At 63.3% G+C, this 25,968-nt stretch carries 23 protein-coding genes; 13 read left to right on the top strand and 10 right to left on the bottom strand.

Annotated elements, in window-relative coordinates; all coding sequences use genetic code 11:
* The first annotated feature begins 45 nt into the window (after window positions 1-45).
* The 7 genes from PI93_RS18925 (at window position 46) to PI93_RS18895 (ending at window position 9,360) form a co-directional block, all read left to right on the top strand.
* A complete protein-coding gene (locus tag PI93_RS18925; protein WP_039369168.1) occupies window positions 46-513 on the top strand; it encodes a GNAT family N-acetyltransferase in 468 nt (155 codons plus the stop codon).
* A 107-nt stretch (window positions 514-620) separates the two neighbouring features.
* Complete coding sequence (locus PI93_RS18920) at window positions 621-2,552, top strand: ATP-binding cassette domain-containing protein (protein WP_039369166.1); 1,932 nt, start codon at window positions 621-623, stop codon at window positions 2,550-2,552.
* A 293-nt stretch (window positions 2,553-2,845) separates the two neighbouring features.
* Window positions 2,846-4,825, top strand: coding sequence for a DNA topoisomerase IV subunit B (locus tag PI93_RS18915; RefSeq protein ID WP_039369163.1), 1,980 nt, complete (start codon window positions 2,846-2,848; stop codon window positions 4,823-4,825).
* Between the two features lie 109 nt (window positions 4,826-4,934).
* The gene (locus PI93_RS18910; RefSeq protein ID WP_191623300.1) at window positions 4,935-5,354 is read left to right on the top strand and encodes a DUF4399 domain-containing protein; all 420 of its coding nucleotides are present in this window, start codon (window positions 4,935-4,937) and stop codon (window positions 5,352-5,354) included.
* Window positions 5,335-6,285 carry a lytic transglycosylase domain-containing protein gene (locus PI93_RS18905; protein WP_080759127.1) on the top strand — a complete coding sequence of 317 codons (951 nt, stop codon included), beginning with the start codon at window positions 5,335-5,337 and terminating at the stop codon, window positions 6,283-6,285. Before PI93_RS18910 ends, PI93_RS18905 begins: the two co-directional genes overlap by 20 nt.
* A 273-nt stretch (window positions 6,286-6,558) precedes the next feature.
* The gene (gene parC / locus PI93_RS18900) at window positions 6,559-8,895 is read left to right on the top strand and encodes a DNA topoisomerase IV subunit A (protein ID WP_039369160.1); all 2,337 of its coding nucleotides are present in this window, start codon (window positions 6,559-6,561) and stop codon (window positions 8,893-8,895) included.
* A 12-nt stretch (window positions 8,896-8,907) separates the two neighbouring features.
* Window positions 8,908-9,360 (top strand): CopD family protein, encoded by a 453-nt coding sequence (locus PI93_RS18895; protein ID WP_039369156.1) that lies wholly within the window; start codon window positions 8,908-8,910, stop codon window positions 9,358-9,360.
* A gap of 7 nt (window positions 9,361-9,367) precedes the next feature.
* On the opposite strand, the gene PI93_RS18890 is transcribed toward PI93_RS18895, so the two are convergent.
* Window positions 9,368-10,291, bottom strand: a complete 924-nt coding sequence (locus tag PI93_RS18890) for a LysR substrate-binding domain-containing protein (protein WP_039369152.1) — start codon at window positions 10,289-10,291, stop codon at window positions 9,368-9,370.
* Between the two features lie 131 nt (window positions 10,292-10,422).
* Between PI93_RS18890 and PI93_RS18885 the strand changes: the two genes are divergently transcribed.
* Window positions 10,423-11,688 carry an MFS transporter gene (locus tag PI93_RS18885; RefSeq protein ID WP_039369149.1) on the top strand — a complete coding sequence of 422 codons (1,266 nt, stop codon included), beginning with the start codon at window positions 10,423-10,425 and terminating at the stop codon, window positions 11,686-11,688.
* A 117-nt stretch (window positions 11,689-11,805) separates the two neighbouring features.
* Here the strand turns inward: PI93_RS18885 and PI93_RS18880 are convergent, their stop codons facing one another.
* From PI93_RS18880 to PI93_RS18860, 5 genes are all read right to left on the bottom strand, one after another.
* On the bottom strand, window positions 11,806-12,261 hold the full coding sequence (locus tag PI93_RS18880) for a RidA family protein (protein WP_039369147.1): 456 nt from the start codon (window positions 12,259-12,261) through the stop codon (window positions 11,806-11,808).
* 177 nt (window positions 12,262-12,438) lie between these two features.
* Window positions 12,439-13,629, bottom strand: coding sequence for an aminotransferase-like domain-containing protein (locus PI93_RS18875; RefSeq protein ID WP_039369144.1), 1,191 nt, complete (start codon window positions 13,627-13,629; stop codon window positions 12,439-12,441).
* A gap of 140 nt (window positions 13,630-13,769) precedes the next feature.
* Entirely contained in the window at window positions 13,770-14,666 is an 897-nt protein-coding gene (locus PI93_RS18870) for a DMT family transporter (protein ID WP_052240615.1), read from the bottom strand.
* A 76-nt stretch (window positions 14,667-14,742) separates the two neighbouring features.
* Window positions 14,743-15,429, bottom strand: a complete 687-nt coding sequence (locus PI93_RS18865) for a VOC family protein (RefSeq protein WP_039369141.1) — start codon at window positions 15,427-15,429, stop codon at window positions 14,743-14,745.
* Window positions 15,430-15,513: 84 nt separating this feature from the next.
* Complete coding sequence (locus PI93_RS18860) at window positions 15,514-15,888, bottom strand: DUF2917 domain-containing protein (protein ID WP_052240590.1); 375 nt, start codon at window positions 15,886-15,888, stop codon at window positions 15,514-15,516.
* A 209-nt stretch (window positions 15,889-16,097) separates the two neighbouring features.
* Here PI93_RS18860 and PI93_RS18855 point away from each other — a divergent pair, with 209 nt between their 5' ends.
* The 5 genes from PI93_RS18855 (at window position 16,098) to PI93_RS18835 (ending at window position 21,971) form a co-directional block, all read left to right on the top strand.
* Window positions 16,098-17,525, top strand: a complete 1,428-nt coding sequence (locus PI93_RS18855; protein WP_039369577.1) for an aminotransferase-like domain-containing protein — start codon at window positions 16,098-16,100, stop codon at window positions 17,523-17,525.
* A 270-nt stretch (window positions 17,526-17,795) separates the two neighbouring features.
* Window positions 17,796-19,682: a molecular chaperone HtpG gene (htpG, locus tag PI93_RS18850; protein WP_039369138.1), complete on the top strand. Its 1,887-nt coding sequence runs from the start codon at window positions 17,796-17,798 to the stop codon at window positions 19,680-19,682.
* A 224-nt stretch (window positions 19,683-19,906) separates the two neighbouring features.
* Entirely contained in the window at window positions 19,907-20,488 is a 582-nt protein-coding gene (locus tag PI93_RS18845; protein WP_039369135.1) for a chorismate--pyruvate lyase family protein, read from the top strand.
* Window positions 20,489-20,494: 6 nt separating this feature from the next.
* Window positions 20,495-21,022 carry a DNA-deoxyinosine glycosylase gene (locus PI93_RS18840; protein ID WP_039369132.1) on the top strand — a complete coding sequence of 176 codons (528 nt, stop codon included), beginning with the start codon at window positions 20,495-20,497 and terminating at the stop codon, window positions 21,020-21,022.
* Window positions 21,023-21,128: 106 nt separating this feature from the next.
* Complete coding sequence (locus tag PI93_RS18835) at window positions 21,129-21,971, top strand: class I SAM-dependent methyltransferase (protein ID WP_039369129.1); 843 nt, start codon at window positions 21,129-21,131, stop codon at window positions 21,969-21,971.
* A 100-nt stretch (window positions 21,972-22,071) separates the two neighbouring features.
* Here the strand turns inward: PI93_RS18835 and PI93_RS18830 are convergent, their stop codons facing one another.
* The 4 genes from PI93_RS18830 to PI93_RS18815 all read right to left on the bottom strand — a co-directional run bounded on the left by PI93_RS18830 (window position 22,072) and on the right by PI93_RS18815 (window position 25,832).
* The gene (locus tag PI93_RS18830) at window positions 22,072-22,410 is read right to left on the bottom strand and encodes a DUF2322 family protein (RefSeq protein WP_039369574.1); all 339 of its coding nucleotides are present in this window, start codon (window positions 22,408-22,410) and stop codon (window positions 22,072-22,074) included.
* Between the two features lie 84 nt (window positions 22,411-22,494).
* Window positions 22,495-23,691 (bottom strand): benzoate/H(+) symporter BenE family transporter, encoded by a 1,197-nt coding sequence (locus PI93_RS18825; RefSeq protein WP_039369126.1) that lies wholly within the window; start codon window positions 23,689-23,691, stop codon window positions 22,495-22,497.
* 109 nt (window positions 23,692-23,800) lie between these two features.
* Complete coding sequence (locus tag PI93_RS18820; RefSeq protein ID WP_039369123.1) at window positions 23,801-24,976, bottom strand: vWA domain-containing protein; 1,176 nt, start codon at window positions 24,974-24,976, stop codon at window positions 23,801-23,803.
* A 13-nt stretch (window positions 24,977-24,989) separates the two neighbouring features.
* On the bottom strand, window positions 24,990-25,832 hold the full coding sequence (locus PI93_RS18815; RefSeq protein WP_052240589.1) for an AAA family ATPase: 843 nt from the start codon (window positions 25,830-25,832) through the stop codon (window positions 24,990-24,992).
* Window positions 25,833-25,968 lie beyond the last annotated feature (136 nt).

The following is a 25,968-nucleotide window of genomic DNA, read 5'->3' as shown; positions in this document are numbered from 1 at the left end:
GTGCTATAGTCCCGCCTTTCGCAACGCGAGGCGGGAGAGTCGGGAATGGAATGGATGTGCAAGTCGTTCGACGAGTTGGGCAGCACACTGCTTTACCGCATTCTGGCGGCGCGAAATGCCGTATTCGTGGTTGAGCAACAGTGCCCCTATCAGGACATCGACGGACGCGATCCCCATAGCCTGCATCTCGTTGCGCAAGTGCGCGACGCGTCGGACCAGCAGCAGATTGCCGCGTATCTGCGTCTACTGCCGCCGGGACTTGCCTACGACGAGGCGTCGATCGGGCGAGTGATCACGGCAGCGTCGCATCGCGGTACCGGACTCGGGCGCGAGTTGCTCGCCCGGGCGGTGGCCATTGCCGAGGTACAGTGGCCATCAGCCCCGCTGCGCATCGGTGCTCAGGCGCATCTGGAAGCGTTTTATGGCGCGTTCGGGTTCGTCAAGGCAAGCGAGCCGTATGACGAAGACGGCATCATGCATATCGAAATGCTGCGCGCACCGGCCGCGCAATGACCGTACCTTAGCCGTGTAGAAGCAGCGCATTCGCAGTGCAATATCGGTCGGGCCTTCGTGCCCGGCACTACAATACCTCCCATCGTAGTTCTCCCGTTCCCCGACTCATGGCCTTGTATTCCATCACGGGCGCCCAACTGGCGTTCGGTCACGTGGCATTGCTCGACAATGCCGATTTTTCGCTCGAAGCCGGTGAGCGCGTCGGGCTTATCGGGCGCAATGGCGCAGGTAAGTCGTCGCTGCTCAAGATCGTGGCGGGCCTGACGGCGCCCGACGACGGGCTGGTTGCCCGTCAGGCTGGGCTCCATACGGTCTACGTGCCGCAGGAGCCCGAGTTCGACGCCGATCAGACGGTGTTCGACGCCGTCGCGCTCGGCCTGGGCGACGCGCACCAGTTGCTCTCCGATTACGACCGCACGGCCGAGGCATTGGCCGAAGCGCCCGATGGCGCCGAGCACGATGCGCTGCTCGCGCGACTCAACACCCTGCAATCCTCGCTCGATGCCGCCGATGCATGGCAACTCAAGACGCGTGTCGAGACGACCATTGCTCAGCTTGGCCTCGACGGGCATGCGCGTGTCGGGGCGCTCTCCGGCGGGATGCAAAAGCGCGTTTCGCTTGCGCAGGCCTGGGTCGCGAAACCCGACGTGTTGCTTCTCGACGAGCCGACCAACCACCTCGATTTCGAGGCGATCCGCTGGCTCGAAGAACTGCTCATCGGCTTTCGCGGCGCGCTGCTGTTCATCACCCACGACCGCAGTTTTCTCGACCGTGTCGCCACACGTATCGTCGAACTCGATCGTGGACGCTTGCTGTCGTACCCCGGCAACTTCACGCAATACCAGGAGCGCAAAGCCGCACAACTCGAAGTCGAGCGGGTAGAGAACGAGAAGTTCGACAAGCTGCTCGCACAGGAAGAGGTGTGGATTCGCAAGGGCGTTGAAGCGCGCCGCACGCGGAGTGTGTCGCGCATCGAGCGTTTGAAGACGATGCGCAACGAGCGTGCCGAGCGCCGTGAGATTCAGGGCAATGTGCGCATGGACGTGGCGCAAGCCGAGAAGTCCGGCAAGATCGTGGCGGAACTCACCAACGTGACGAAATCGTATGGCGATCGCGTCATCGTGCGCGATTTCACGGCGACGCTCATGCGTGGCGACAAGGTGGGTCTCGTCGGTCCGAATGGCGTCGGCAAGACGACGATGCTCAAGCTTATCCTCGGCGACATCACGCCGGATAGCGGGCAGATCCGCGTGGGTACCAATTTGCAGGTGGCGTACTTCGATCAGATGCGCGCACAGCTCGATCCGGAGAAGAGCCTGCTCGATACGATCAGCCCGGGTAGCGACTGGATCGAAATCAGTGGCGTGCGCAAGCACGTCATGAGTTATCTCGGTGACTTCCTGTTCTCGCCGGAGCGCGCCCGCTCGCCGGTGAAGTCGCTCTCGGGTGGCGAGCGAAACCGCCTGCTGCTCGCGCGCTTGTTCGCGCGTCCGGCCAATGTGCTGGTGCTCGACGAGCCGACCAACGATCTGGACATCCCGACCCTCGAACTGCTCGAAGAACTGCTTGAGGAGTACACCGGCACCGTGTTCCTCGTGAGCCACGACCGGACATTCCTGGATAACGTCGTGACCTCGGTCATTGCGGCCGAGGGCGACGGCAACTGGCGCGAGTATGTCGGCGGATTCACCGACTGGCAGGTGCAGAGCGAGCGCTCCGCCGCGCTCGCCGCGCAGCGTGCACCCTCCGATGAGGTGGCCAAGGATGCCTCCGTCGCCGCCAAGCGCAGCGCGAATCGCAAGGTCAAGCTGAGCTACAAGGAGCAGCGAGAGCTCGACGGTCTGCCGGAGCGCATCGCTTCGTTGGAAAACGAGCAGAAGGAGGCTGCGGCGAAGATCGAAGACGGTTCGATCTTTGTGAAAGATCCGGCAGCCGGGGCGGCGTTGTCCGAACGTTTCGAAGCCATTGAACTGGAGTTGCTCGAAGCGCTCGAACGCTGGGAAGTGCTCGAAGCCAGGCAGCGCGGCGAGAACGCCTGAGTGTCGATGGACGCTCCTGCGGCCCGAGGTCCGGCCGCCGAATGTTGTCCGGCAGGGGCTGTCATTCGATCGCATCGCGAGTGACAGTACAATAGGCCGCGATTCATCAGGCGCGGCTCGCTTCCCGGACCCCCATGCCGGGCGCGAAGCGCTCAGAGTGCCCATTATGTGGGCGCCGCAACTCAAGTCGTTGATCCGGCGTCACTTTTGTCATGTGTTAATGGGTTTTCCCCGTGGTTGTCCACAGGAAATGTGGATAATCGCCGGGCGTCGTACCCCAATTCAGTCACGCTATGTCGAAAAAAAATACGCCTGCCCAGTACAGCGAAGCGTCCATCAAGGTCCTGAAGGGCCTTGAGCCGGTCAAGCAGCGCCCGGGCATGTACACACGCACCGAAAATCCGCTGCACATCATTCAGGAAGTCATCGACAACGCGTCGGACGAAGCGCTGGGCGGTTTCGGTAAGCAGATTCTCGTCACTCTGAACAAGGATGGTTCGGTGAGCGTCGAGGACGACGGTCGTGGCATCCCCGTCGGCATCCACCCGGAAGAGGGGGTGCCGGTCGTCGAAATCGTATTCACCCGCCTGCACGCCGGTGGCAAGTTCGATAAGGCCGCCGGTGGCGCTTACACCTTCTCCGGTGGTTTGCACGGCGTTGGCGTGTCGGTGACGAACGCACTGGCCACCCGCCTGGCGGTCACCGTCTGGCGCGACGGTCAGGTTTCCGAACTCGAGTTCGCCGACGGCGGTAACGTCAACGTGGCACTGCATTCGCGTGCCGCACAACGCGGTGAGAAGAAGAGCGGTACACGTGTCACCGTCTGGCCGGACACGAAGTACTTCGACAGCCCTGCGCTGCCGCTGGGCGAACTGCAACGCTTGCTGCGCTCGAAAGCAGTGCTGTTGCCGGGCGTGCGCGTGACGTTGCGTCAGGAGAAGAACGGCGAAGAGCAGACGTGGTTCTACGAGCAGGGTCTGCGTGGCTACCTGGTCGAATCGCTGAACGGTGCCGAGCCGCTCATTCCGTTGTTCGAAGGCGAGCGATTTGCCGACGGCAACGAAGACAGCTTCGCCGAAGGCGAGGGCGCGGCGTGGGTCGTCGCCTGGACCGAAGACGGTGCGCCGGTGCGCGAGTCGTACGTCAACCTGATTCCGACGCCAGCCGGCGGCACGCACGAATCGGGCCTGCGCGAAGGGTTGTTTCAGGCCGTGCGAGGCTTCATCGAACTGCATAATCTTCAGCCAAAGGGCGTGAAGTTGCTGCCGGAAGACGTCTTCTCGCGCGTGTCGTTCGTGCTGTCCGCGAAGGTCCTCGATCCGCAGTTTCAGGGCCAGATCAAGGAGCGTCTGAATAGCCGCGACGCCGTGCGTCTGGTGTCGTCGTTCACGCGTCCTGCGCTCGAGCTGTGGCTCAATCATCACGTCGAGCATGGCAAGAAGCTCGCCGAACTTGTGATTCGTCAGGCGCAGGCGCGCACGCGCGCCGGCCAGAAGATCGAGAAGAAGAAGAGTTCCGGCGTGGCCGTGTTGCCGGGCAAGCTCACCGATTGCGAGACCGAAGACATCACGCGTAACGAACTGTTTCTGGTCGAGGGCGACTCGGCAGGCGGCTCGGCGAAGATGGGCCGCGACAAGGAGTTTCAGGCGATTCTGCCGTTGCGCGGCAAGGTGCTCAACACTTGGGAGACCGAGCGCGACAGGCTCTTCGCGAACAACGAAGTGCATGACATCGCCGTGGCCATCGGCGTCGATCCGCATGGCGCGAACGACACGCCCGACCTGTCGAATCTGCGCTACGGCAAGATCTGCATTCTCTCGGACGCCGACGTCGACGGCTCGCACATTCAGGTGCTGCTGCTCACCCTGTTCTTCCGTCATTTCCCGCAATTGATTGCGACGGGGCATGTGTATGTGGCGCGTCCGCCGCTTTATCGCGTGGACGCCCCGGCCCGTGGCAAGAAGCCCGCGCAGAAGCTCTACGCGCTCGACGAAGGTGAGCTCGAGGCGATTCTCGACAAACTGCGCAAGGATGGCGTGCGCGAGTCCGCATGGTCGATCAGCCGCTTCAAGGGGCTGGGAGAAATGAGTGCCGCGCAGTTGTGGGAAACCACCATGAATCCCGACACGCGCCGGCTGAGCCCGGTGGCGCTCGGCGCTCTGGATTTCGATGCGACCGTGGCGCGTATGAACATGCTCATGGGCAAGGGCGAAGCGGCGCAACGGCGCAGCTGGCTCGAAGCCAAGGGCAATGAAGTGGAAGCCGACATCTAAGCGCTTGCGCAGACGTCGTTCCAATCGCGGGAGCCTCACGCATGGGCAGACCAGCGTGAGCGCTCACATAGTGGGATAATCCAAGCTTCACCCTTCCGGGAGTCGCGTTATGTTGCGTTCCATGCGTTGCATTTTCGTGCCGCTACTGCTTGCTGGCGCAAGCGTTACCGCTTTGGCACAGTCGGCTCAGCCGCGCGTCTTCTTCGTTGCGCCGACCAACGGTGCCACGGTGTCGAACCCGGTCGTGGTCAAGTTCGGCGTCGAGGGGATGGCGATCAAGCCGGCGGGCGATATGACGCCCAACACCGGTCATCACCACCTCATTATCGACGGCGATTCCGTTCCGGCAGGTCAGGTCGTTCCCACCGACGACACGCACCTGCATTTTGGCAAGGGCCAGACCGAGACGAGCGTCAATCTGACGCCGGGCGATCACACGTTGACGATGCAGTTCGCCAACGGTGCGCACCAGTCGTATGGTCCGGCGATGAGCCAGACGATCAAGGTGCATGTCAAAGGTCAGCAATAAGTCAGTGTCGACGGCGGATCGCGCGAGCGCGCTCCGCCAACCGTTCTCTCTGCGCAAGCTCGCAGGGCCCGCGCTGGCGGCTGCGCTGCTTGTCGCGCCGCCGCTTGCGCATGCCGAACTCTACGGTTATGTCGACGAGAACGGCGTGGCTCATCTCGCCGCACGCAAGCTCGACGCGCGCTACCGTCTGGTCGTCGGGTCAGGGGCTAGCGCCGATCTGCGAGCCCAGCCGGGCGGCGCTGTCACCGGTACCGATCGCTCACGTCTTTACGACGCGCTCGCACGTCATCCCAATCTGAAAAAGCTCGCACCCGTCATTGCCCAGGCGGCGCAGCGTTTTCAGGTGGATGCCGCGCTGCTCAAGGCGGTGATTGCGGCCGAGTCGGGATTCGATAGCGATGCCGTGTCGCCCAAGGGGGCGGTCGGCCTGATGCAGGTACTCCCGACGACGGGCGAGCGTTACGGCGTGCGTGCCGATGCGAAGCGCACGGTCGCGGACAAACTGACCGATCCGCGTATCAACGTGTTGACGGGGGCGCGCTATCTGCGTGATTTGCAGGCGCGTTATCCCGATCGTCTCGAACTGGTGCTGGCGTCGTACAACGCCGGCGAGGGCGCTGTCGCGCGTCATGCCGATCAGATCCCGCCTTACGCGGAGACCCGCGACTATGTGGCTGCCGTGCTCGAACTCTACCGACGCTTCAATCCCGACGCGCCAGACGCGGCCTCTGGCGGCGGTGTGCTTCGGGCGGCCGGCACCAACGGCGCAGGACAAGTCGGCCGTGCCCGAGTGAGCGGCTCGCGCGATGGCCGCATTCACGTCATTTTGGGGGCGCCGTCCGGTTTGCCCGTCGTGCCTGCTACCATGCCGAACGCGTCGGTACGTGACTCGGCGCCAAGGGCACTGTCTTCCGCGCCATCGACCGACTGAATCGTCACCTCTGGGGTGTTATTGCCGCAGGAGGGGGCGCGTGATGGTCGTGCGGGTCGTGCGGTCGTATGCGCAAACTGCGGTCTCGATGCTCGGATTCGTCTGAAACATGGGCGGCATCCTCCCGATTCCCGTCTCCTCAGCTCCGAAATCACGTCTTGCTTTGTCATTCGGACGTGTTTTTGCCGAAATGTACCGACGAGCTTGGTATGATCTCGCGGTCAACGTCCACCCGAACTCTCGTCAAACGTTCGCAGCAAACCCACAGGTTTTATGGAACAAGTAGAAGATCTCTTTACGCAGCCGTCGGATGACGACACGCTGACGCTCGGCGCTTACGCCGAGCGCGCTTATCTCGACTACGCAATTAGCGTGGTCAAAGGCCGTGCACTGCCTGACGTCTGCGATGGCCAGAAGCCAGTGCAGCGCCGGATTCTGTTCGCGATGAACGAAATGGGCCTTGCGGCCGACGCCAAGCCGGTGAAGTCGGCGCGTGTGGTCGGTGACGTGCTCGGCAAGTTTCACCCGCACGGGGACCAGTCTGCCTATGACGCGTTGGTGCGTCTCGCGCAGGACTTCTCGATGCGCTATCCGCTCATCGACGGTCAGGGCAACTTTGGCTCGCGCGATGGCGACGGCGCGGCGGCCATGCGGTACACCGAAGCGCGATTGACGCCGATCGCGAAGCTGCTGCTCGACGAAATCGATGCGGGCACGGTGGACTTCGTGCCGAACTACGATGGGTCGACGGAAGAGCCGCGTTTGTTGCCGGCACGTCTGCCGTTCGTATTGCTCAATGGCGCGTCGGGGATTGCCGTGGGGTTGGCGACGGAAATCCCGTCGCACAATCTTCGCGAAGTCGCGTCGGCTGCCGTTGCGCTGATCCGCAACCCGAAGCTCGACGATGCCGAGTTGATGACCTACGTGCAGGGGCCGGATTTCCCGGGGGGCGGTCAACTGATTTCGAGCGCTGCGGAAATCCGTGCGGCCTACGATACCGGTCGCGGCAGTCTCAAGGTGCGCGCGCGCTGGAAGATCGAAGAGATGGCGCGCGGCCAGTGGCAAGCGGTAGTGTACGAGTTGCCGCCCAATACCTCGGGCCAGAAGGTGCTCGAGGAAATCGAGGAAATCACCAACCCGAAGGTCAAGCTCGGCAAGAAGACGCTCACGCCGGAGCAACAGAACCTCAAGCAGTCGGTGCTTGGCATGCTCGATACGGTTCGCGACGAATCGGGCAAAGATGCGCCTGTGCGACTGGTGTTCGAGCCGAAGTCGAGCCGCATCGACCAGCAGGAATTCATTACGATGCTGCTCGCTCATACGAGCCTCGAGTCGAGCGCATCGGTCAACCTCGTGATGGTGGGGGCCGATGGTCGTCCGGCGCAGAAGTCGTTGCGCGACATCATTTCCGAGTGGATCGGATTCCGCTTCGAGACGGTCACGCGCCGCTCGCGCCATCGTCTGGGCAAGGTCAACGACCGCATTCATATTCTCGAAGGACGGATGATCGTCTTTCTGAATATCGACGAGGTCATTCGCATCATCCGCGAGTCGGACGAGCCGAAAGCCGCGTTGATGAGCGCGTTCCAGTTGAGCGAGCGTCAGGCCGAAGACATTCTCGAAATCCGGCTGCGTCAGTTGGCGCGTCTGGAAGCGATCAAGATCGAGCAGGAACTCGCGTCGTTGCGCGACGAGAAGGCCAAGCTCGAAGAGTTGCTCGCCAACGACAGCACGATGAAGCGCCTGATCATCAAGGAAATCGAGGCCGACGCGAAGCAGTTCGGTGACGATCGTCGCACGCTGATTCAGGAAGAAAAGCGTGCCGTTGCCGAGGCGCGCGTGGTCGACGAGCCGGTCACGGTGGTGGTCTCTGCCAAAGGCTGGGTGCGTGCGCTCAAGGGCCATGGTCTGGACGCACAGGGCTTCTCGTTCAAGCAGGGCGACGCCCTGTACGGCGCGTTCGAATGCCGCACCGTCGATCCGCTGATCGCGTGGGGCAGCAATGGCCGCGTCTATTCGGTCGCTGTGTCGCTGCTGCCGGGGGGGCGTGGCGACGGGGTGCCGCTCACGTCGCTGATCGAACTCGAGTCGGGCTCGCGCTTGTTGCACTATTACGCGGCATCGAGCGAACAACCGCTGTTGCTGGCTACGTCGGCAGGCTTTGGCTTCACGACGAAGCTGGGCGATATGGTCAGCCGCGTGAAGGCGGGCAAGTCGTTCATGACCATCGACGATGGTGCCGAGCCGCTTGCCCCGACGCCGATCTGGCAGGGGGCAAGCGCGGTGGCCTGTCTGTCGAGTGACGGCCGTTTGCTCGTGTTCGGCATGGACGAGATGAAGTCGCTCACGGGCGGCGGACGGGGTGTCACGCTGATCGGGCTCGACGACAAGCAAACGCTGGTGGCGGCGGTGCCGATCAGCGAAGCCGGTGTCACGGTGTACGGCGAAGTTCGCGGCGGCAAGGTGCAGTCCGAGACACTCTCGGGGGCATCGCTGGCGCCGAATATCGGCAAGCGTGCCCGCAAGGGGCGCTCGCCTGCCGTCAAGTTCGCTACTTTCAAGCCGCGTTCGCTCGAGCCGGTGTTGCCGGCCGTGCCTTCGGCATCCTGACGGGAGTCACGCATGAGCGTTTATGCCTTCAGCCTGTTCTTGCATCTGGTAAGCGTTGCTGTCTGGATCGGGGGGATGTTCTTTGCCCTGGCCTGCCTGCGGCCGGCGTCGTCCGAACTCTCGCCGCAGCAACGTCTGCCGTTGTGGGAGGCGGCGCTCACGCGCTTCTTTACGTGGGTGGGCGTGGCCATCGTCGTGATCCTGCTCTCGGGCGGTCACATGATGATGGGGATGGGGGGCTTGCATGCGCGTTGGCCTGTGCATGCGATGGCAGGCGTCGGCGTGTTGATGATGCTCGTCTTCGGTCACATCCGGTTTGCTCTGTTCCCGCGCCTGCAACGCGCGGTGCAGGCGCAGTCATGGCCGGACGGTGCTGCGGCGGTCAACGGCATTCGCCGGCTGGTAATTCTCAACCTCGTGCTGGGCGTCGTCGTCATCGGTCTGGCGGCCTCGCTGCGCGGCTGATCCCGCGTCAGTGCGCAGGCTGGCGAGTCTCGTGAAGATTGCCAGCCACTTCGTGGCACATCGCGACGAACGCTTGCACTAACGGGCTGGCATCGTCGCGACGCTTGGCCAGCAGCAGAGGCGTATGGGCATCGGGCTCGCTGAGGTCCATGAAGCATGCCCCTTCGATCTGGATGCATCGCACGGCCGCGGGAAGGACGGCAACGCCCAACCCGCTCGCCGCGAGTGCGACGATGGTGGTCGACTCGCGCGCTTCCTGCACCACGCGCGGCATGAACCCCGCGCGTTCGCACATTCCCCGGATTTTGCCGTCTACCGCCGTACCGACGTCGTGCGGGTGCATGATGAACGCTTCGTTCGCCAGATCCGCAATGGACAGGCTTTGACGTCGCGACAGCGCATGGCCCTGATGCAGAACGACGACCAGCGCTTCGTCGATCAACGTTTCGAAACTCAATCCGGCGACCGGTGGCGCGTCATCTGCCTGACGTAACAGGCCGATGTCGAGTGTGCGCTCGGCAAGCGCGTCACGCTGGCGTTCCGATGGCGATTCGCTCAACGTGAGTGTGACGCGCGGATACCGTTGCCGATAGCTGGTGAGCACACGTTTCATCAGGTTGGTCATTGGTGCCGAGGTCGTGAACGCGATACGCAATTCCCCGGCGTCGAGTCCTGCGATTTGCTGTACCTCGAGACGTGCCGCTTCGGCATCGGCGAGGATTTGACGGGCTCGCACGAGAAACGCGCGTCCGGCGGTGGTCAGAAAGACACGCCGCTGCGAACGCTCGAAGAGCGGCACGCCAAGTTCTTCCTCCAGCGCGCGAATCTGCATGGAAAGCGGTGGTTGCCCGATATTGAGCTTTTGCGCAGCGCGGCTGAAATGCAACTCTTCAGCCACGGTGACGAAGTAGCGGAGATGGCGCAGTTCCATACGTCGAACCTCGATTGATCTGTTTTATATATGGAAATATCGCTTAAATATATATTGGACGCTGGGTAACGGCAAACTTATCATTCGCCGTATACATTTCATCCTGGGTTCGCGCGAGGCGAGCCAGCGTCATGGCATCAACCAATTCCCTTCCTCTTGCTAACGGCGCGACGGCCAGTGGTGCGTCGGCGCCCAAGCTTCCTGCGGGCGTTGCCCGTGGCACCGCCGAATACGCTGTCATCAGCCGGGCACTCTTCTTCGGCGGTTTTTCGACGTTCGCGCAGTTGTACTGCATGCAGTCGCTGTTGCCGTTGCTGACCACGACGTTCGGCATTACGCCTGCGCAGGCCAGTTGGTCCGTTTCGGCAGCCACGATGATGATGGCGCTGGGGCTGCTCGTGACCTGCGTTGCTGCCGATCGGGTGAGTCGCAAGCGGATGATGACGATGGCATTGCTCAGTTCGTCGGTGCTCACGCTCGCGAGTGCGTTCTCTACCAACTTCGAGACCGTCGTGGTTCTCGGTGCTCTCAAGGGGCTGGCGCTCTCCGGTTTGCCGGCCATCGCGATGGCGTACCTGAGCGAAGAGATCGATCAGCGCTCGCTCGGTATGTCGATGGGCCTGTACATCGGCGGCAATATCCTGGGTGGCATGGCCGGGCGCGTGCTTGCCGCGTTCGTGGCGGATATGTTCTCGTGGCGCGTGTCGGTGGCCGTGATCGGCCTGGTATGTCTGGCGATGGGGCTGGAGTTTGCCCGCAGCCTGCCGCATTCGCGCCGCTTCACGCCGCGTCACATGTCGGTGCGCGAGGCCATCGGTCACGCACGTCGCCATCTGGGCGATCCGGCGCTGTTGGGGTTGTATCTGTTCGCCGGGCTGATGATGGGCAGCTTCGTGAGCGTCTACAACTATCTGGGCTTCCACTTGTCGGCGTCGCCGTTCCATTTGCCGCATGCGGCGATTGGCGCGATCTTCACGATGTACCTGATCGGTGTGGTCGGCTCGTTCATTGCCGGGCCGCTATCGGATCGCGTGGGACGCCCGCGTCTGCTGTGGGTGCTGGTCGCGTTCTCGCTCGTAGGACTCGTGACCATGCTTTCGTCGCAAGTGCTGGGTGTGGTGATCGGTCTGGCAATCTTCACGTTCGGCTTCTTCGGCGCGCATACCGTCGCCAGCAGTTGGGTCGGACGCCGGGCCACGGAAGGGCGCGCGATTGCCTCGGCGCTGTATCTGTTCTTCTACTATCTGGGATCGAGCCTGCTGGGCAGCTACTCGGGCGTGATGCTCAAGGCGCACGGCTGGCATGGGGTCGTGGCGTTGCTGGCCGTGGCCGTCGTGCTGTCGTTGGCGGTAGCGATCACCATGCGCCGCGCATACGGCGGCGGTAAGCCGCTCTGATTCCGGCACGCTACCTAAGCGGGACACTTCCATAAAACAACAGCCACCCGAGGGTGGCTGTTGTCGTTGGGTGCGTAAGAATGGCCGCAACGCGGCGCATTGCCTACCGGGCGATCGTCAGGCGAGTTCGGCGATCAGTTCGATTTCGACGCATGCGCCCAGGGGAATCTGCGCAACGCCAAAGGCCGAACGTGCATGCTTGCCGGCGTCGCCGAAGACTTCCGCGATCAGTTCCGAGGCACCGTTCGTCACCAGATGCTGATCGGTGAATTCCTGCGTCGAGTTCACGAGGCTCATCAGCTTCACCACGCGCTTGACCTTGTTCAGGTCGCCCGTGTGGGCATGCAGGGTCGCGATCAGTTCGATGGCAACGGCGCGTGCGGCAGCCTTGCCTTCGTCGACGCTCACGTCCTGGCCGAGCTTGCCGGTCCAGATCTTGCCATCCTTCTTCGGCAGATGGCCCGAGAGGAACACGGTATTGCCGGTTTGTGCGCTCATCACGTAGGCGGCAGCGGGGGCGCCGGCGCTCGGCAGTTCGATACCCAGTTGCTTCAGTTTGTCGTAGACGGACATGTACGGCTTCCTTGCAGATACGTTGAATCGGGACCTGTCGATCGGTCGGACAGGTCGGTGTGAGGCTGGTCGGGCGATGGGTGTCAGGTGCGTGACGGCGTCACCACTGTGTCGCAACGTCGATGTGCCGGCCCGAACTCTCTTCGGCCCGGCACCCCGACGCTCAGGGCAGTCGCGTCAGGCAGCGCGACGCGTGAGGGCTTCCGCGACGAGCGCACCCAGTCGGGCAACGCCCACTTCGATTTTCTCGGGCGGCACGGTGACGAACGACAGTCGCAGCGTATTCGATTGCGGTGTACCGACGTAAAACGGTGCACCGGGCACGAACGCGACATTCTGCGCAATCGCTTTTTCCAGCAACTGCATGGTGTCGATGCCTGCGGGCAATGTCAACCAGATGAACATACCGCCGGCCGGCGTGGTCCAGGTGGCGTCTGCCGGCATGTGCTTTGCCAATGAGGCGAGCATCGCCTTGGCCTGCGCTGCGTAGAGCGTGCGGATCGACGGGATATGCGAATCCAGGAAGCCGTCCTTCACGACCTCGTAAGCGATGCGCTGCGTGAGGCTCGGTGTGTGCAGATCGGCGGCCTGTTTGGCCTGCACGAGCTTGGCGATCACGGCCTGCGGGCCGATGATGAAGCCGAGTCGCAGCCCCGGCGCGAGCACCTTCGAGAACGAACCCATGTAGAGCACATGCTCCGGGGCGAGCGACATGAGGCTGGGCAGGCGTTGGCCTTCGTAGTCGAGTTCGCCGTATGGATCGTCTTCGATGATCGCCAGACCGTCGCGCTTGGCCACCGCAGCCAGTGCCTCGCGGCGCGCCATCGGCAGTCGGCGTCCGGTCGGGTTCTGGAAGTTCGGCATGGCGTACAGGAAGCGTGCGCCATTGACGATCTCGGGCGTGAGTGCTTCAGGCAGCAGGCCGTGGTCGTCGGTCGGCACCGGCACGTACTTCGGGGCGAACAGCGAGAACGATTGCAGGGCGCCCAGATAGCTGGGGGCCTCCACCAGAACACGGCTGCCTTCGTCGATGAAAATCTTGCCGATGAGGTCGAGGCCTTGCTGCGAGCCTGTGGTGATCAGGATGTTCTCTGGGGTGAGCGCGAGGCCGTCGCGCGAGTAGCGCTTGGCGATCCACTCGCGCAGCGGCGCGAAACCTTCGGTGGCGCTGTATTGCAGCGCAGCCTGCGGCGACTCGGTCAGTACACGCTCGGCGGCGGCGCGCATCTGGGCGACGGGGAAGGTGGCCGGCGAGGGCAGGCCACCGGCGAACGAAATGACGTCGGGGCGTTCCGTCACCTTCAGAATTTCGCGAATGGCCGAGCTGGTCAGATTGCGGGCACGTTCGGAATATTGCCAATCATGCATGATGGTCTCGCTTTGAGAGTGCGGCCTTTCTGAGCGGCCGCGAGTATCAGGCGTTGCGGGTGCCGGGCGCGTAAGGCAGTCGCAAACGCCGGGGGGCAGGCGCATCGCGGTGCAGGGATCGCATGCACCGCGACGTGCCGTCAGACCGGTTTGCCCGTGAGTCGCGAGGCGCCGATCTTCATGTTCTTGCCGAGTGCAATGGTCAACACGACGCCAGCCGCAAAGAGCCACGTCGCTGCGTCGACTTGTTCGCCGAAAAACAGGGCGGACAGCGCAATCGTGAAGAAAATCTGAAGCAATTGTACTTGGCCTACGCGTGCGATTCCGCCCATGGCGAGACCGGCATACCACGCGAAAAAGCCGATGAACTGCGAGAAGAGGGTGACGTAGGCGAATGCGCCCCACGCTTTGCCGCTCACGGGCCACGGTTGCTGCCAGGCGAGCCAGCCGACCGGCAGGAGCAGCACTGGCGCGGATACCACCAGCGCCCAGCAGATGACCTGCCAGCCGCCTATCTCGCGGGCGAGCTTGCCGCCTTCGGCATACCCCAGCGCGCCAATGATCACGGCGAACAACATCAGGCCATCGGCCGCATGCAGGCTACCGCCCCCGGCGCGCAGCGCGAACGCGATGACGAGCGCACTACCGGCAAGTGCACAGACCCAGAAGCCACGCGACGGACGCTCGCCACCCAGCCAATAGGCGTAGATCGCGACGAAAAAGGGTTGCAGGCCATTGACGACCGCGCCGTGCGACGCCGGAATCGTCTTCATCGCCCATGCCGAGAACACGGGGAACGCAATGATCACGCCCAATGAGGTGATGGCCAGACTTTTGAGTTGCGGCAACGTGGGCCACGGCTCGCGACGCCACCAGAGCAACGCGCCCGCGAATACAGCGGCAACCAGCGCACGTCCCAGTCCGTTGAGCAGAGGATTGACTTCCGCCACGACGATGCGGGTCATCGGCAACGTCAGGCTGAAGATCAGCACGCCGATCAGTCCGATCAGCATGCCTTGGGATTCGCGCGAATTCATCATGCCGCCTCGTGTATCTCGTTTTCGGTTGCACGCCCGCCATGCGTTGTGCCGGGCGCCTGGTGTTGCTTTGGCGCTAGCGCAATGTACGCGGACCGTCGGGGGTATCGATTTCTGCGGCGAGGGACGGCTCGACCAGCGTCGCTTCCACATTGATGAGGGTGTCTGCGCCGAGCCACTGCAATTGTTCGTGGATCGCGGCCGCTTGCGGATGGAAACCGCGCAACAACGTGACCGCGCAATCGGCGCTGGGTAGCGTATCGGCCGGATGCTGCGATGAATCCCATTGGATTAGCGTGGGCAGCACGCCCTGACCGGCGCCTTGCCATGCGGGCAGGCTGCCATCGTCGGGCACGCCGATCTGCCACGTCAGTGCGCCGCGCTGCATCTCGATGACGGGGGCCAGTCGCTGCGGATACTGGGTCTGCCAGCGCGGCAGCGAGCGTGGACGATCCACGCGCGCCACCCAATGCGCCAGATAAGGTCCCTGGGCGAGACGCGCCTGAACCGCTTCGTCGTCGAGGCCGAACCAGCGGGCGCGGCCTGGCGGCGGGGCGTCGGGATCGATCGCGATGATCTCCAGATACACGCCACCCCACAGCCCCAGCAAACTGTTGTGCGTGCCCATGCGGGCGTGCTTGCCGCCGCGCTGCGGCACAACATCCGTCAAGCCAAGCTGCTCGATGACATGAGCTTCGCCCGCCTCCAGCGTTTGCGCGGCAACGACGAGATGATCCAGTTTCAGGGCTTGAGGTGCGGACATGGTGGGTTCAGACGGCAAAACCGATAGCTTACTCCGCCCCGATCGTTTCGCGATGCATCGGCGGATCGACGGATCTGCGCGGACTTAGCCGCGCGAAAGCCGCGTTGCCGTCCGATTGACCAGGCGTGCCGCGAGATCGCGCCACGCGAGACGCCAGCCCAGACGGCCCGTGTCGCGGCCCTGCGGGCGTACCAGCATCCCTGCGGACGGCGAGAGCGTCGTCGCCGGCTGGCTCACGCGCAACCGCGCGCCGTCCTGCCACGTGCCGAGCCACACCCGTTGACCGCCGCGAATCTCGAAGCTCTCACCGGCGTGAAGCCAGTGGTCGGCGGGCTCGCCTTCCACGGTCAGCCACAGTACGCCCTGCAAGACCTGAAGCGATTGCGGCAGGTCGGCAGCCGGGCTCGGCCAGAAGACGGTCTGTCCCCGGTCCAGTTCGAAGAGTCGGATTTCACGCATAGCGGTCTCCAGTTGAGAGGACACTTTATCGGTTAACTCCGGTACAGTACCGATACAGATATCAAGGTAATCTTCGGTACAGTTCTGGATTGACAGGGAATTTGGCTGGCGTAGAGTGGCGACCCATGAGCGGCAACGGGAAGACACTTCGGCAGCACGATGCCGGTCAACCGGGCAGAGGTGGACAGACGATGACGACAACCAACCGTATTTCTCCGCTGGCGCTGGCGGACAACGCCGCACTCGACACCGCGCGCATGACGCTTGTCGATCAACTCGTACACTGGGCGAGTCTGCGCATCGAAGAGCGGGTGTTTCTGCCGGGCATGCGCATGCCGTCGATCCGCTCGCTCGCGGAAGACAAGCGTGTATCGCGCTTTTCCGTGGTGGAAGCGTATGAGCGTCTGGTCGCGCAGGGCTATCTCGAGGCGCGTCGCGGCTCGGGGTTCTACGTGCGCGAGCGGCCCGCGATGCCGCCGCAGAACGCCGCGATGCCGATGGTCGCCAAAGGCCCCATCGACGTGGCCTGGCTCGTGCGCAGCATGCTGCACTCGGTGGCGCCCGAGCGCGGGCCCGGTATGGGCTATCTTCCCCCGGGCTGGCTCGACGCCGAGATGATGACGTCCGCCATGCGATCCATGAGCCGTCAGTCGAGCGCGCACTTGCTGCAAACCGGCAATCCGCACGGGTTCCTGCCGCTGCGCGTTCAACTCCAGACCCAGCTCGCGGAGCTGGAAATCGGCGCGCGGCCCGAGCAGATCGTGCTGACGTCGGGGATCACGCAGGCGGTGGACTTCTTGTTGCGTCTGTATGTGCGGGCCGGCGACACGGTACTCGTGGGCGATCCGGCATGGTTCGTGATGTTCGGCCGCATTGCGTCGCAAGGCGCGCATACCGTGGGGGTGCCGTACACGGTCGACGGGCCGGATATGCAGGCGCTGGAGCGTCTGGTGCAGCAGCATCGCCCGAAGCTGCTGATCATCAATTCTATCCTTCAGAACCCGACGGGCACGTCGCTGACACCGGCACGGGCGTTCCAGATTCTGCGGCTGGCCGAGCAGTACGATTTCATGGTGCTGGAAGACGATATCTACTGCGATCTGTGCCCACCGCATCAGCAGGTGGCACGTCTGGCGAGTCTCGATCAACTCAAGCGCGTGATCTACATGGGCAGCTTTTCGAAGACGCTCGCCGCCAATCTGCGCGTGGCGTTCGTCGCCTGTTCTCCCGAGTTGGCGAAGACCTTCATCGATCACAAGATGCTTTCGGGCTCGACCACGCCCGAGATCAACGAGCGGATCGTCTACAAGGCTCTCACCGAGGGGCATTACCGACGTCACGTCGAGCGCCTGCGCTCGCGTCTGGACGACGTGCGCGACAGCACGCGGCGGCATCTCGAACGCATCGGCCTGCGCATGTTCGGCGATCCGACGTCCGGCATGTTCCTCTGGGTCGACACCGGGGTCGATACCAGTGCGGTCGCCGCCGCCGGTCACGAGGCGGGCTTCCTGTTTGCGCCGGGCGCGCTGTTCTCGCCGCGCCAGGCGCCGAGTACGTGGATGCGGATGAATGTCGCCTGCTCCAGCGATCCTGCCATGCTGAGCTTCCTGTCGCGTCAGCTCGAACTGGCTGCCTGACCGGCCGGACGGCCATGGGCGTGGGGGGCGGGGCGGCGGTCCCGGTGCGCACACGCCGGTCACACGGGGATATCGCCGGGTTTCACCGCAATGTTGCGCATCGTCGCGCAACCGGCGTCGAAATAACCCTGCTGGCGGCCTTGAAATGCCGGCTGCCTGTCCCTATGTTCCGATCTGTACCGCCGTTTTGGCAGCGCGCGCGCAAGTGCGCCGAGTGGCGGTCAGTGTCGACATTCCATCCATCACACCGATTCACGAGGGTTCCCGACCATGGCGCAAGAAACCATGAGCTTCCAGGCAGAAGTCAAACAGCTTCTGCAACTGATGATTCATTCGCTGTACAGCAACAAGGAAATCTTCCTGCGCGAACTGATCTCCAACGCCTCGGACGCCGCCGACAAGCTGCGCTTCGAAGCGATCAACGACGCAGCGCTGTATGAGCAGGATCCGGAACTCAAGATTCGCGTGTCGTTCGACAAGAACGCTCGCACCGTCACGATCGAGGACAACGGCATCGGCATGAGCCGCGAGGAAGCGATCTCGCATCTCGGCACGATTGCCAAGTCCGGCACCAAGGAGTTCTTCTCGCGCCTGTCGGGCGATCAGCAGAAGGACGCTGCGCTCATCGGCCAGTTCGGCGTGGGCTTCTACTCAGGCTTCATCGTGGCCGACCGGATGACGGTCGAATCGCGTCGCGCCGGTCTGCCGGCATCGGAAGGCGTGCGCTGGTCGTCGACCGGCGAAGGCGACTTCTCGGTCGAGACCATCGAACGCGCGCCGCGTGGCACAGCCATCACGCTGCATCTGCGTGATGGCGAAGACGAACTGCTTTCGTCGTGGCAACTCCAGTCGATCATCCGCAAATACTCCGATCACATTTCGCTGCCGATCGTCATGCGCGGCGAGACCTGGGACGAAGAGAAGAAGGAGATGGTCCCCGCCTCGACGGACGAGACCGTCAATCAGGCCAGCGCGCTGTGGACGCGCAGCAAGAGCGACATCACCGACGAGCAGTACACGCAGTTCTACCAGCACATCGCGCACGATATGCAGGCCCCGCTGGCATGGACGCACAACCGTGTCGAAGGCCGCAGCGAATACACGCAATTGCTGTATGTGCCGGCGCACGCACCATACGATCTGTGGGATCGCAACTCGCAGGGTGGGTTGAAGCTGTACGTGAAGCGCGTGTTCATCATGGATGACGCGGATCAACTGCTGCCGAACTACCTGCGCTTCGTGCGTGGGGTCGTGGACTCGGCCGATCTGCCGTTGAACGTATCGCGCGAAATCCTGCAGGAAAGCCGTGATGTGAAGGCGATCCGGGAGGGTTGCACGAAGCGGGTACTCGGTCTGCTCGAAGACCTGGCCGAGAACCAGAAAGACAAGTACACGCAGTTCTGGGGCGCGTTCGGTCAGGTGCTCAAGGAAGGCACGGGCGAGGATCACGCGAACCGTGAGCGCATCGCCAAGCTGCTGCGCTTTGCCAGCACACATAACGATTCGGCCGAGCAGAGCGTGTCGCTGGCCGACTACGTCAGCCGCATGAAGGAAGGTCAGGACAAGATTTACTACGTCACGGCGGAGAGCTGGGTGGCCGCAAGTCACAGCCCGCATCTGGAAGTCTTCCGCAAGAAGGGTGTGGAAGTGCTGTTGCTCACGGATCGCGTCGACGAGTGGATGCTCTCGTATGTGCACGAGTTCGACGGCAAGCCGCTCGTGAGCGTGGCGCGGGGCGATCTGGATCTGGGCGCGCTGGAAGATGCCGCCGAGAAGGCTGCGCAGGAGAAAACCAGCGACGATCTGAAGCCGCTCGTCGAGAAGATGAAGGAAGTGCTCGCCGATAAGGCCAAGGACGTGCGGGTAACGTTCCGTCTGACCGATTCGCCGTCGTGCCTGGTGTCGGATGAGAACGACATGAGCGGCACGCTCCAGCGGCTGATGAAGGCGGCCGGCCAGAAGATGCCGGAGTTCCGTCCGATTCTCGAAATCAACCCGTCGCATGCGCTGATTCAGCGACTGACGGCCGAGAGCGCCGATCTGTCCGACTGGACGCAGCTCCTGTTCGATCAGGCGCTGCTGGCCGAAGGTGGCAGCCTCGAAGATCCGGCCGCGTTCGTGAAGCGTACCAACGCGTTGCTGCTCGCCGCCCGTTGATCGCATTCAGCCACGGCGGGCAGTCACGGTCAATCACCGGGGTCTCCCGCCAATAGCGGCATGGCACGTAGCGTAGTTCAAAGGCCCCCGCGTCGATATGTCGCGGGGGCCTTCGTGTATCTGTCGAACGTTTTGCTCGCCGTGGCGCTGAGAATTTCCGGCGGCTGGGAGCGGGCGTTTCTTGGGCGGCGCGCTGTCGCTTTGCGCCTTTATAATGCCGAGCCATGACTTTCCGATTCGATGTAGGCGGGCGGCGCTGGCAGGCTGTCCCGGCACCGGCGCTTTCGCGTCGTCATAAGGACTGGCTGACCCGCGGGGGGGCGCTCACGCGCCATCTGTCGACACTCGGCCGGGTGAGTGTGCGTGTGGTCGCAGAGCGGGTGATGCCCGCCGACGCCGACCAGTGCCGCGCGATCGGTGTGCCGTTGCGCACACCGATGTGGGCGCGCGACGTCATTCTGCTGGTCGACGACGAGCCGGTCGTTGTGGCGCATAGCGTCACGCCGCTCACCTATAGCCGTTCGATATGGCAGGCAATGCGTCGTCTGCGCACACGACCGCTGGCCGATCTGCTTTACCACGACCCTACGGTGACGCGCTCCATGCTGGTGTCGAGCCCGCTGGGGCCGCGCCATTTGCTGCACGGCCGCGCACGGCACGATGCCCGCGATCCGCTGGTGGGCGCGAAGTCGTATGCGCGGTTGTGGGCGCGCCGCTCGGTCTTCCTGCGCCACGGTGCGCCGTTGCTCGTGACCGAAGCGTTTCTGCCGCGGTTCTGGCGACGTCTGCAAGCGGCGCACGACTGACACCTCATGGCGACACCATCCCCATCCGAACTCAAGCGCAACTTTCCGCCAGTGGTAGATGTGCACACGCGGGTGCTGATTCTCGGCAGCCTGCCTGGCGAAGTGTCGCTTGCGCACCAGCAGTACTACGCGCATCCGCAGAATCGCTTCTGGCATCTGGTGGGGGAGGTGATCGATGAACCCCTGCCGTCGCTGCCGTATGCCGAGCGACTGGAGGTGGTGCGCGCGCACGGCGTCGGGCTTTGGGATGTGGTGGCGCAAGCGCGACGCGAAGGCAGTCTCGACAGCAATATTCGTCTGCACGCCGGCAGCGATCTCGCAGGGCTGATCGCTACGCTGCCGTCGCTGCGCGCGGTTGCGTTTAATGGCGGCACGGCGGCACGCATCGGACAGCGAGCGTTGGCACAAGGCGGTGTGACGACGCCGGTGGTACTGCTGCCGTCGAGCAGCCCGGCCTACACGATTCCCTATGCGACGAAACGCGATGCGTGGCTCGCGTTGCGCGACTGGCTGGGCACGAACGCGGCGGCTTGAGCCGCACGTTCGCCAGCGTAGTGCGTGGGCCAGCGCGACGGCGGCGCTACGCGAACCCGGTACAATGCGAACCCATCGGAATTCCCCGAGCTTCACTGAAGGACACATGACCCTCATCAAACGCAAATCCATCGAAGCCGAAGCGTTCGTCAGCGACGAGCGCACGACGCGTGCTCCCCGTCCCGCTTATAAGCCGCGCTTTGCGCCGGTGACATTCTCTGAACAGGGTGGCGTGCGTTACCTGCATTTCGGCACGGAGTGGGTGCAAGGGGCGATGCGTCTGTCCAAGCCCGACCGTATCGAACTGGAATATGCGCAACAGATGATGGCGTGGTTGCTGTTCATGCGTGCTCCGAAGCACGTGGTGCAACTGGGCCTTGGGACGGGGTCGATCACCAAGTTCTCGCACCAGCACTTCCCGCGCACGCAAGTCACGGCCGTCGAATTGAACCCGGCCGTGGTCGTTGCCGCGCGCACGATGTTCAGCCTGCCGGACGATTCGCGTCATCTGAAGGTGCTCGAAGCCGATGCCTGGGACTTCGTCACCGATACGGCAAACCATGGCACCGTCGATGTACTGCAAGTCGATCTTTACGATGCGACGGCGCGCGGCCCTGTGCACGATACGCCGGCGTTTTACAAGGCTTGCCGCGCTACGCTGCGTGCGCCGGGCATGCTGACGATGAACCTGTTCGGCGATCACGACAGCTATCCGAAGAACATCCGTCGTCTGCGTCAGGCATTCGATAATCGCGTGATCGAATTCCCGGAAGTGCACGACGGCAACGTCATCGTGCTCGCCTTCAACGGCCCGCTGTTGTCGGTCGAGTGGAAGGATGTGGAAGCGCGTGCGAAAGTCGTGGAAGCCGCCACGGGCCTGCCGGCCAAGCGTTGGGTCAAGCAGCTTCGCTCGGCCAACGGCGACGGCGGACCGGTACTGACGATCTGACGTTCGCTACCGATCCTGCGCTGCTTGTGCGTGCGCAGGGGATGCAAAAAAGCCAGCCGTGAGGCTGGCTTTTCTTTTGGGTACGACGAACGTTGCGGACTCAGGCAGCGATTTCCTCGATGCTGAGCGCTTCGCTGCCTGCCACGATGGCCAGCAGACGGTCGACGTTCGGGTGAGCCCCCGGACGTTGGCGCGCGTCGGCCGTGTGTTCGCCGAAGACGGCCAGGCCGTGCTCGGCCGCCTTGGCGTCGAGCGTGCCGAAGGCCTGCTTCAGGTAGTGGTACACGGCGAGCGAGCCTTGCTTGCCCGGGGCGTTCTCGATGGTTGCCACCACCGCACCCTTGCTGTCGCGCAACTCGATGCGAGCGATGCCCTCGATGCTGCCGATGGCGGCCATCTGTGCGAGGTTGTCCTTGAAGACCGGGGTCGGTTCGATCACTGCCATGGTGGTGCGGCTCCTGCGGTTACGTTGAATTCAGAAAAACGGTGCGGGCCGAATGGTATCACCTCGGCTCGCGATGCCTCATGCGCGTCGCCATTGCAGGATCGTGAGCGTTACCACGCCCGCGATCAGGCCCCAGAACGCCGAGCCGATCGAGAGCAGCGTCAGACCCGAGGCCGTCACCATGAACGTAATGAGCGCGGCTTCACGCTGGCGGGTGTCGTGCATGGCGTTCGCCAGACCGTTCATGATCGAGCCGAACAGCGCAAGGGCGGCAATCGAGACCACCAGCGCCTTCGGGAAGGCGGCGAACAGTGCCGCGATGGTCGCGCCGAACGTGCCGGCAATCAGATAGAACACGCCCGACCACACGGCGGCGGTGTAGCGCTTGGCTGGATCTTCGTGCGCTTCGCGTCCCGTGCAGATCGCGGCGGTGATGGCCGCCAGATGAATGCCGTGCGAGCCGAACGGTGCGAGCAGCACCGACGCGATGCCCGTCGTCGAAATGAGCGGCGACGCCGGCACCTTGTAGCCGTCGGCGCGCAGCACGGCGAGCCCCGGCACGTTCTGCGACGCCATGGCCACCACGAACAAGGGAATCGCAATGCTGATGGTGGCCGCCAGCGAGAACGACGGCGTGGTCCACACGGGCTTGGCGAGCGAGATATTGAAGTGGCTGAAGTCGAGCAGGCCGAGTCCGCCGGCGACCGCCGTGCCCACGATCAGCGCCAACAGAATCGCGTAGCGCGCCGCAAAGCGCTTGACGACCAGATACGTGAAGAACATCGAGAGCACCAGCGCCGTCTGATGCTGGGCCGCTACAAAGATCTCGAGTCCGATGCGAAACAGAATGCCGGCAAGCAGCGCCGACGCCAGCGCCGGAGGCACGCGGCGCATGATCGTCTCGAAGCCGCCGGTCAGCCCGCACAGCGCGATCAAGGCATTGCAGACGATGAACGCGCCGATGGCCTCGCCGTAGGGCACTCCCGGAAGCGACGTGATCAGTAGCGCCGCACCGGGCGTCGACCAGGCGACGACCACCGGAGTGCGATAGCGCAGCGATAGTCCGATCGTCGTCACGCCCATGCCAATGGAGAGCGCCCAGATCCACGACGAAATCTGCGCCGCAGACAGGTGGGCGGCTTGTCCCGCCTGGAACATCAGGACCAGCGAACTGGTGTAGCCCGTCATCATGGCCACGAAGCCGGCGACGATGGCGGACGGCGACGTATCTGCCAACGGCCGGAGCGGTGGCAGGGGAGTGGTGCTGGACGTCATGGTGGAAGGATGTGTCTCGTTACGTTGTTGTTGTGATGCAGGGGGCGAGGCACGCGGCCGGTCGTCCCGGGCTGTGGCCTATTGCGGCGATGATCTCTGGCGTCAGGCCTTACTTGCTTAGCACGCGCATGGCCGATTCCAGTCCGGCCAGCGTAATCGGATACATGCGGCCTGCGAAGAGCTGCCGGATGACCGAGATCGACTGGCGATATTGCCATATCGCCTCGGGCTCCGGATTGAGCCATGCGTGATGCGGGAAGCGGTCGATGAAGCGGCGCAGCCACACGGCCCCGGCTTCCTTGTTGTTGTATTCGACCGAGCCACCGGCTTGCAGCACCTCGTAGGGACTCATGGTGGCGTCGCCCACAAAGATCAGCTTGTAATCGCTCGGGTACTTGCGCAGCACGTCCCACGTCTCGAAGCGCTCGTTGTGACGGCGTCGGTTTTGCCGCCACAGATAGTCGTAGACGCAGTTGTGGAAGTAGTAAAACTCGAGATGCTTGAATTCGGATTTCGCCGCAGAAAACAGCTCTTCGGTACGTGCGATGTGGTCGTCCATCGAGCCGCCGACGTCGAGCAGCATCAGGACCTTCACGTTGTTGTGACGCTCTGGCACCAGTTTCAGATCGAGCCAGCCGGCGTTGGCTGCGGTCGAACGAATGGTGTCGTCGAGATCCAGTTCCTCGGCGGCACCCTCGCGCGCAAACTTGCGCAGGCGCCGCAGCGCGACCTTGATGTTGCGGGTGCCGAGTTCGACGGTGTCGTCGTAGTCGCGATAGGTGCGTTGATCCCAGACTTTCACCGCCGTGCGATTGCCGTTGCTCTCGCCGCCGATGCGGATGCCTTCGGGATGGAAGCCGCCATTGCCGAACGGCGACGTGCCGCCCGTGCCGATCCACTTGCTGCCGCCTTCGTGACGGCCTTTCTGTTCGTCGAACAGTTGCCTCAGCCGCTCCATGAGCTTGTCGATGCCGCCCAGCGCCTGAATCCGCGCCTTGTCCTCGGGGGACAGCTCGCGTTGCATGCGCTTCTTGAGCCACTCGAGCGGTACCTCGCCCGAGGCGTCGACGACTTGCTGCACGCCCTTGAAATACGCACCGAACGCCTGATCGAACTTGTCGTAGTGCTTCTCGTCCTTGATGAGCGAGAGTCGCGCCAGATAGTAGAACTCGTCGAGCGAAGGGGCGATGACCTGACGCTGTAGTGCTTCGAGCAGCGTCAGGTATTCCTTGACCGAGACGGGCAGCTTCGCCGCGCGCAAGGTGTAGAAGAAGTCGATCAGCATGACGGTGGCGCGCTTACCGGTTGGCGCGATTCATGAACACGAGGCGCTCGAACAGATGCATGTCCTGTTCGTTCTTGAGCAGCGCGCCGGCCAGCGGCGGGATCGCCAGCTTGTTGTCGGCGCTGCGCAGCGCTTCGGGGCCGATTTCCTCGGCCATCAGCAGCTTGAGCCAGTCGATCAGCTCCGAGGTCGATGGCTTCTTCTTGAGTCCCGGGATCTCCCGCACCTCGAAGAAGGTCGCCATCGCGGCACTGACCAACTCGCGGCGGATGTTCGGGAAGTGCACGTCGATGATCGACTGCATCGTCACCGGATCGGGGAACTTGATGTAGTGGAAGAAGCAGCGGCGCAGGAAGGCGTCAGGCAGTTCCTTCTCGTTGTTCGACGTGATGATGACGAGCGGACGATGGCGGGCCTTCACCAACTGGCGTGTCTCGTACACGTAGAACTCCATTCGGTCGAGCTCGCGCAGCAGGTCGTTGGGGAATTCGATGTCGGCCTTGTCGATCTCGTCGATGAGCAGCACGACAGGATGATCGGCCTCGAAGGCTTGCCAGAGCACGCCCTTCACGATGTAGTTCGCGATGTCGCGCACCCGTTCGTCGCCCAGTTGCGAGTCGCGCAGACGCGAGACGGCATCGTACTCGTACAACCCTTGCTGGGCCTTGGTCGTGGACTTCACGTGCCATTGCAGCAACGGCATGTCGAGCGCGGCGGCAACTTCCTCCGCGAGCATGGTCTTGCCGGTGCCGGGTTCGCCCTTGATGAGCAGCGGTCGTTGCAGCGTGGCCGCCGCGTTCACGGCGAGCTTGAGGTCGTCGGTGGCGACGTACTGGGAAGAGCCTTCGAAGCGCATTGTCTGTGCCGTCCGCAAACAGCCGGCCAACCGGCCGGGCAGGGAAAAAGTTCAGTATAAGACATTGCGCATGAGCCTCGCTGGGACAGTCAAAATCTGTCTTTGCATCAAGGGCTTGGGGGAAAACTTCGGAGAA

This window comes from Pandoraea fibrosis (assembly GCF_000807775.2).
GTDB classification, from domain to species: Bacteria; Pseudomonadota; Gammaproteobacteria; order Burkholderiales; family Burkholderiaceae; genus Pandoraea; species Pandoraea fibrosis.
This window is presented reverse-complemented; position numbering and strand designations above follow the sequence as displayed.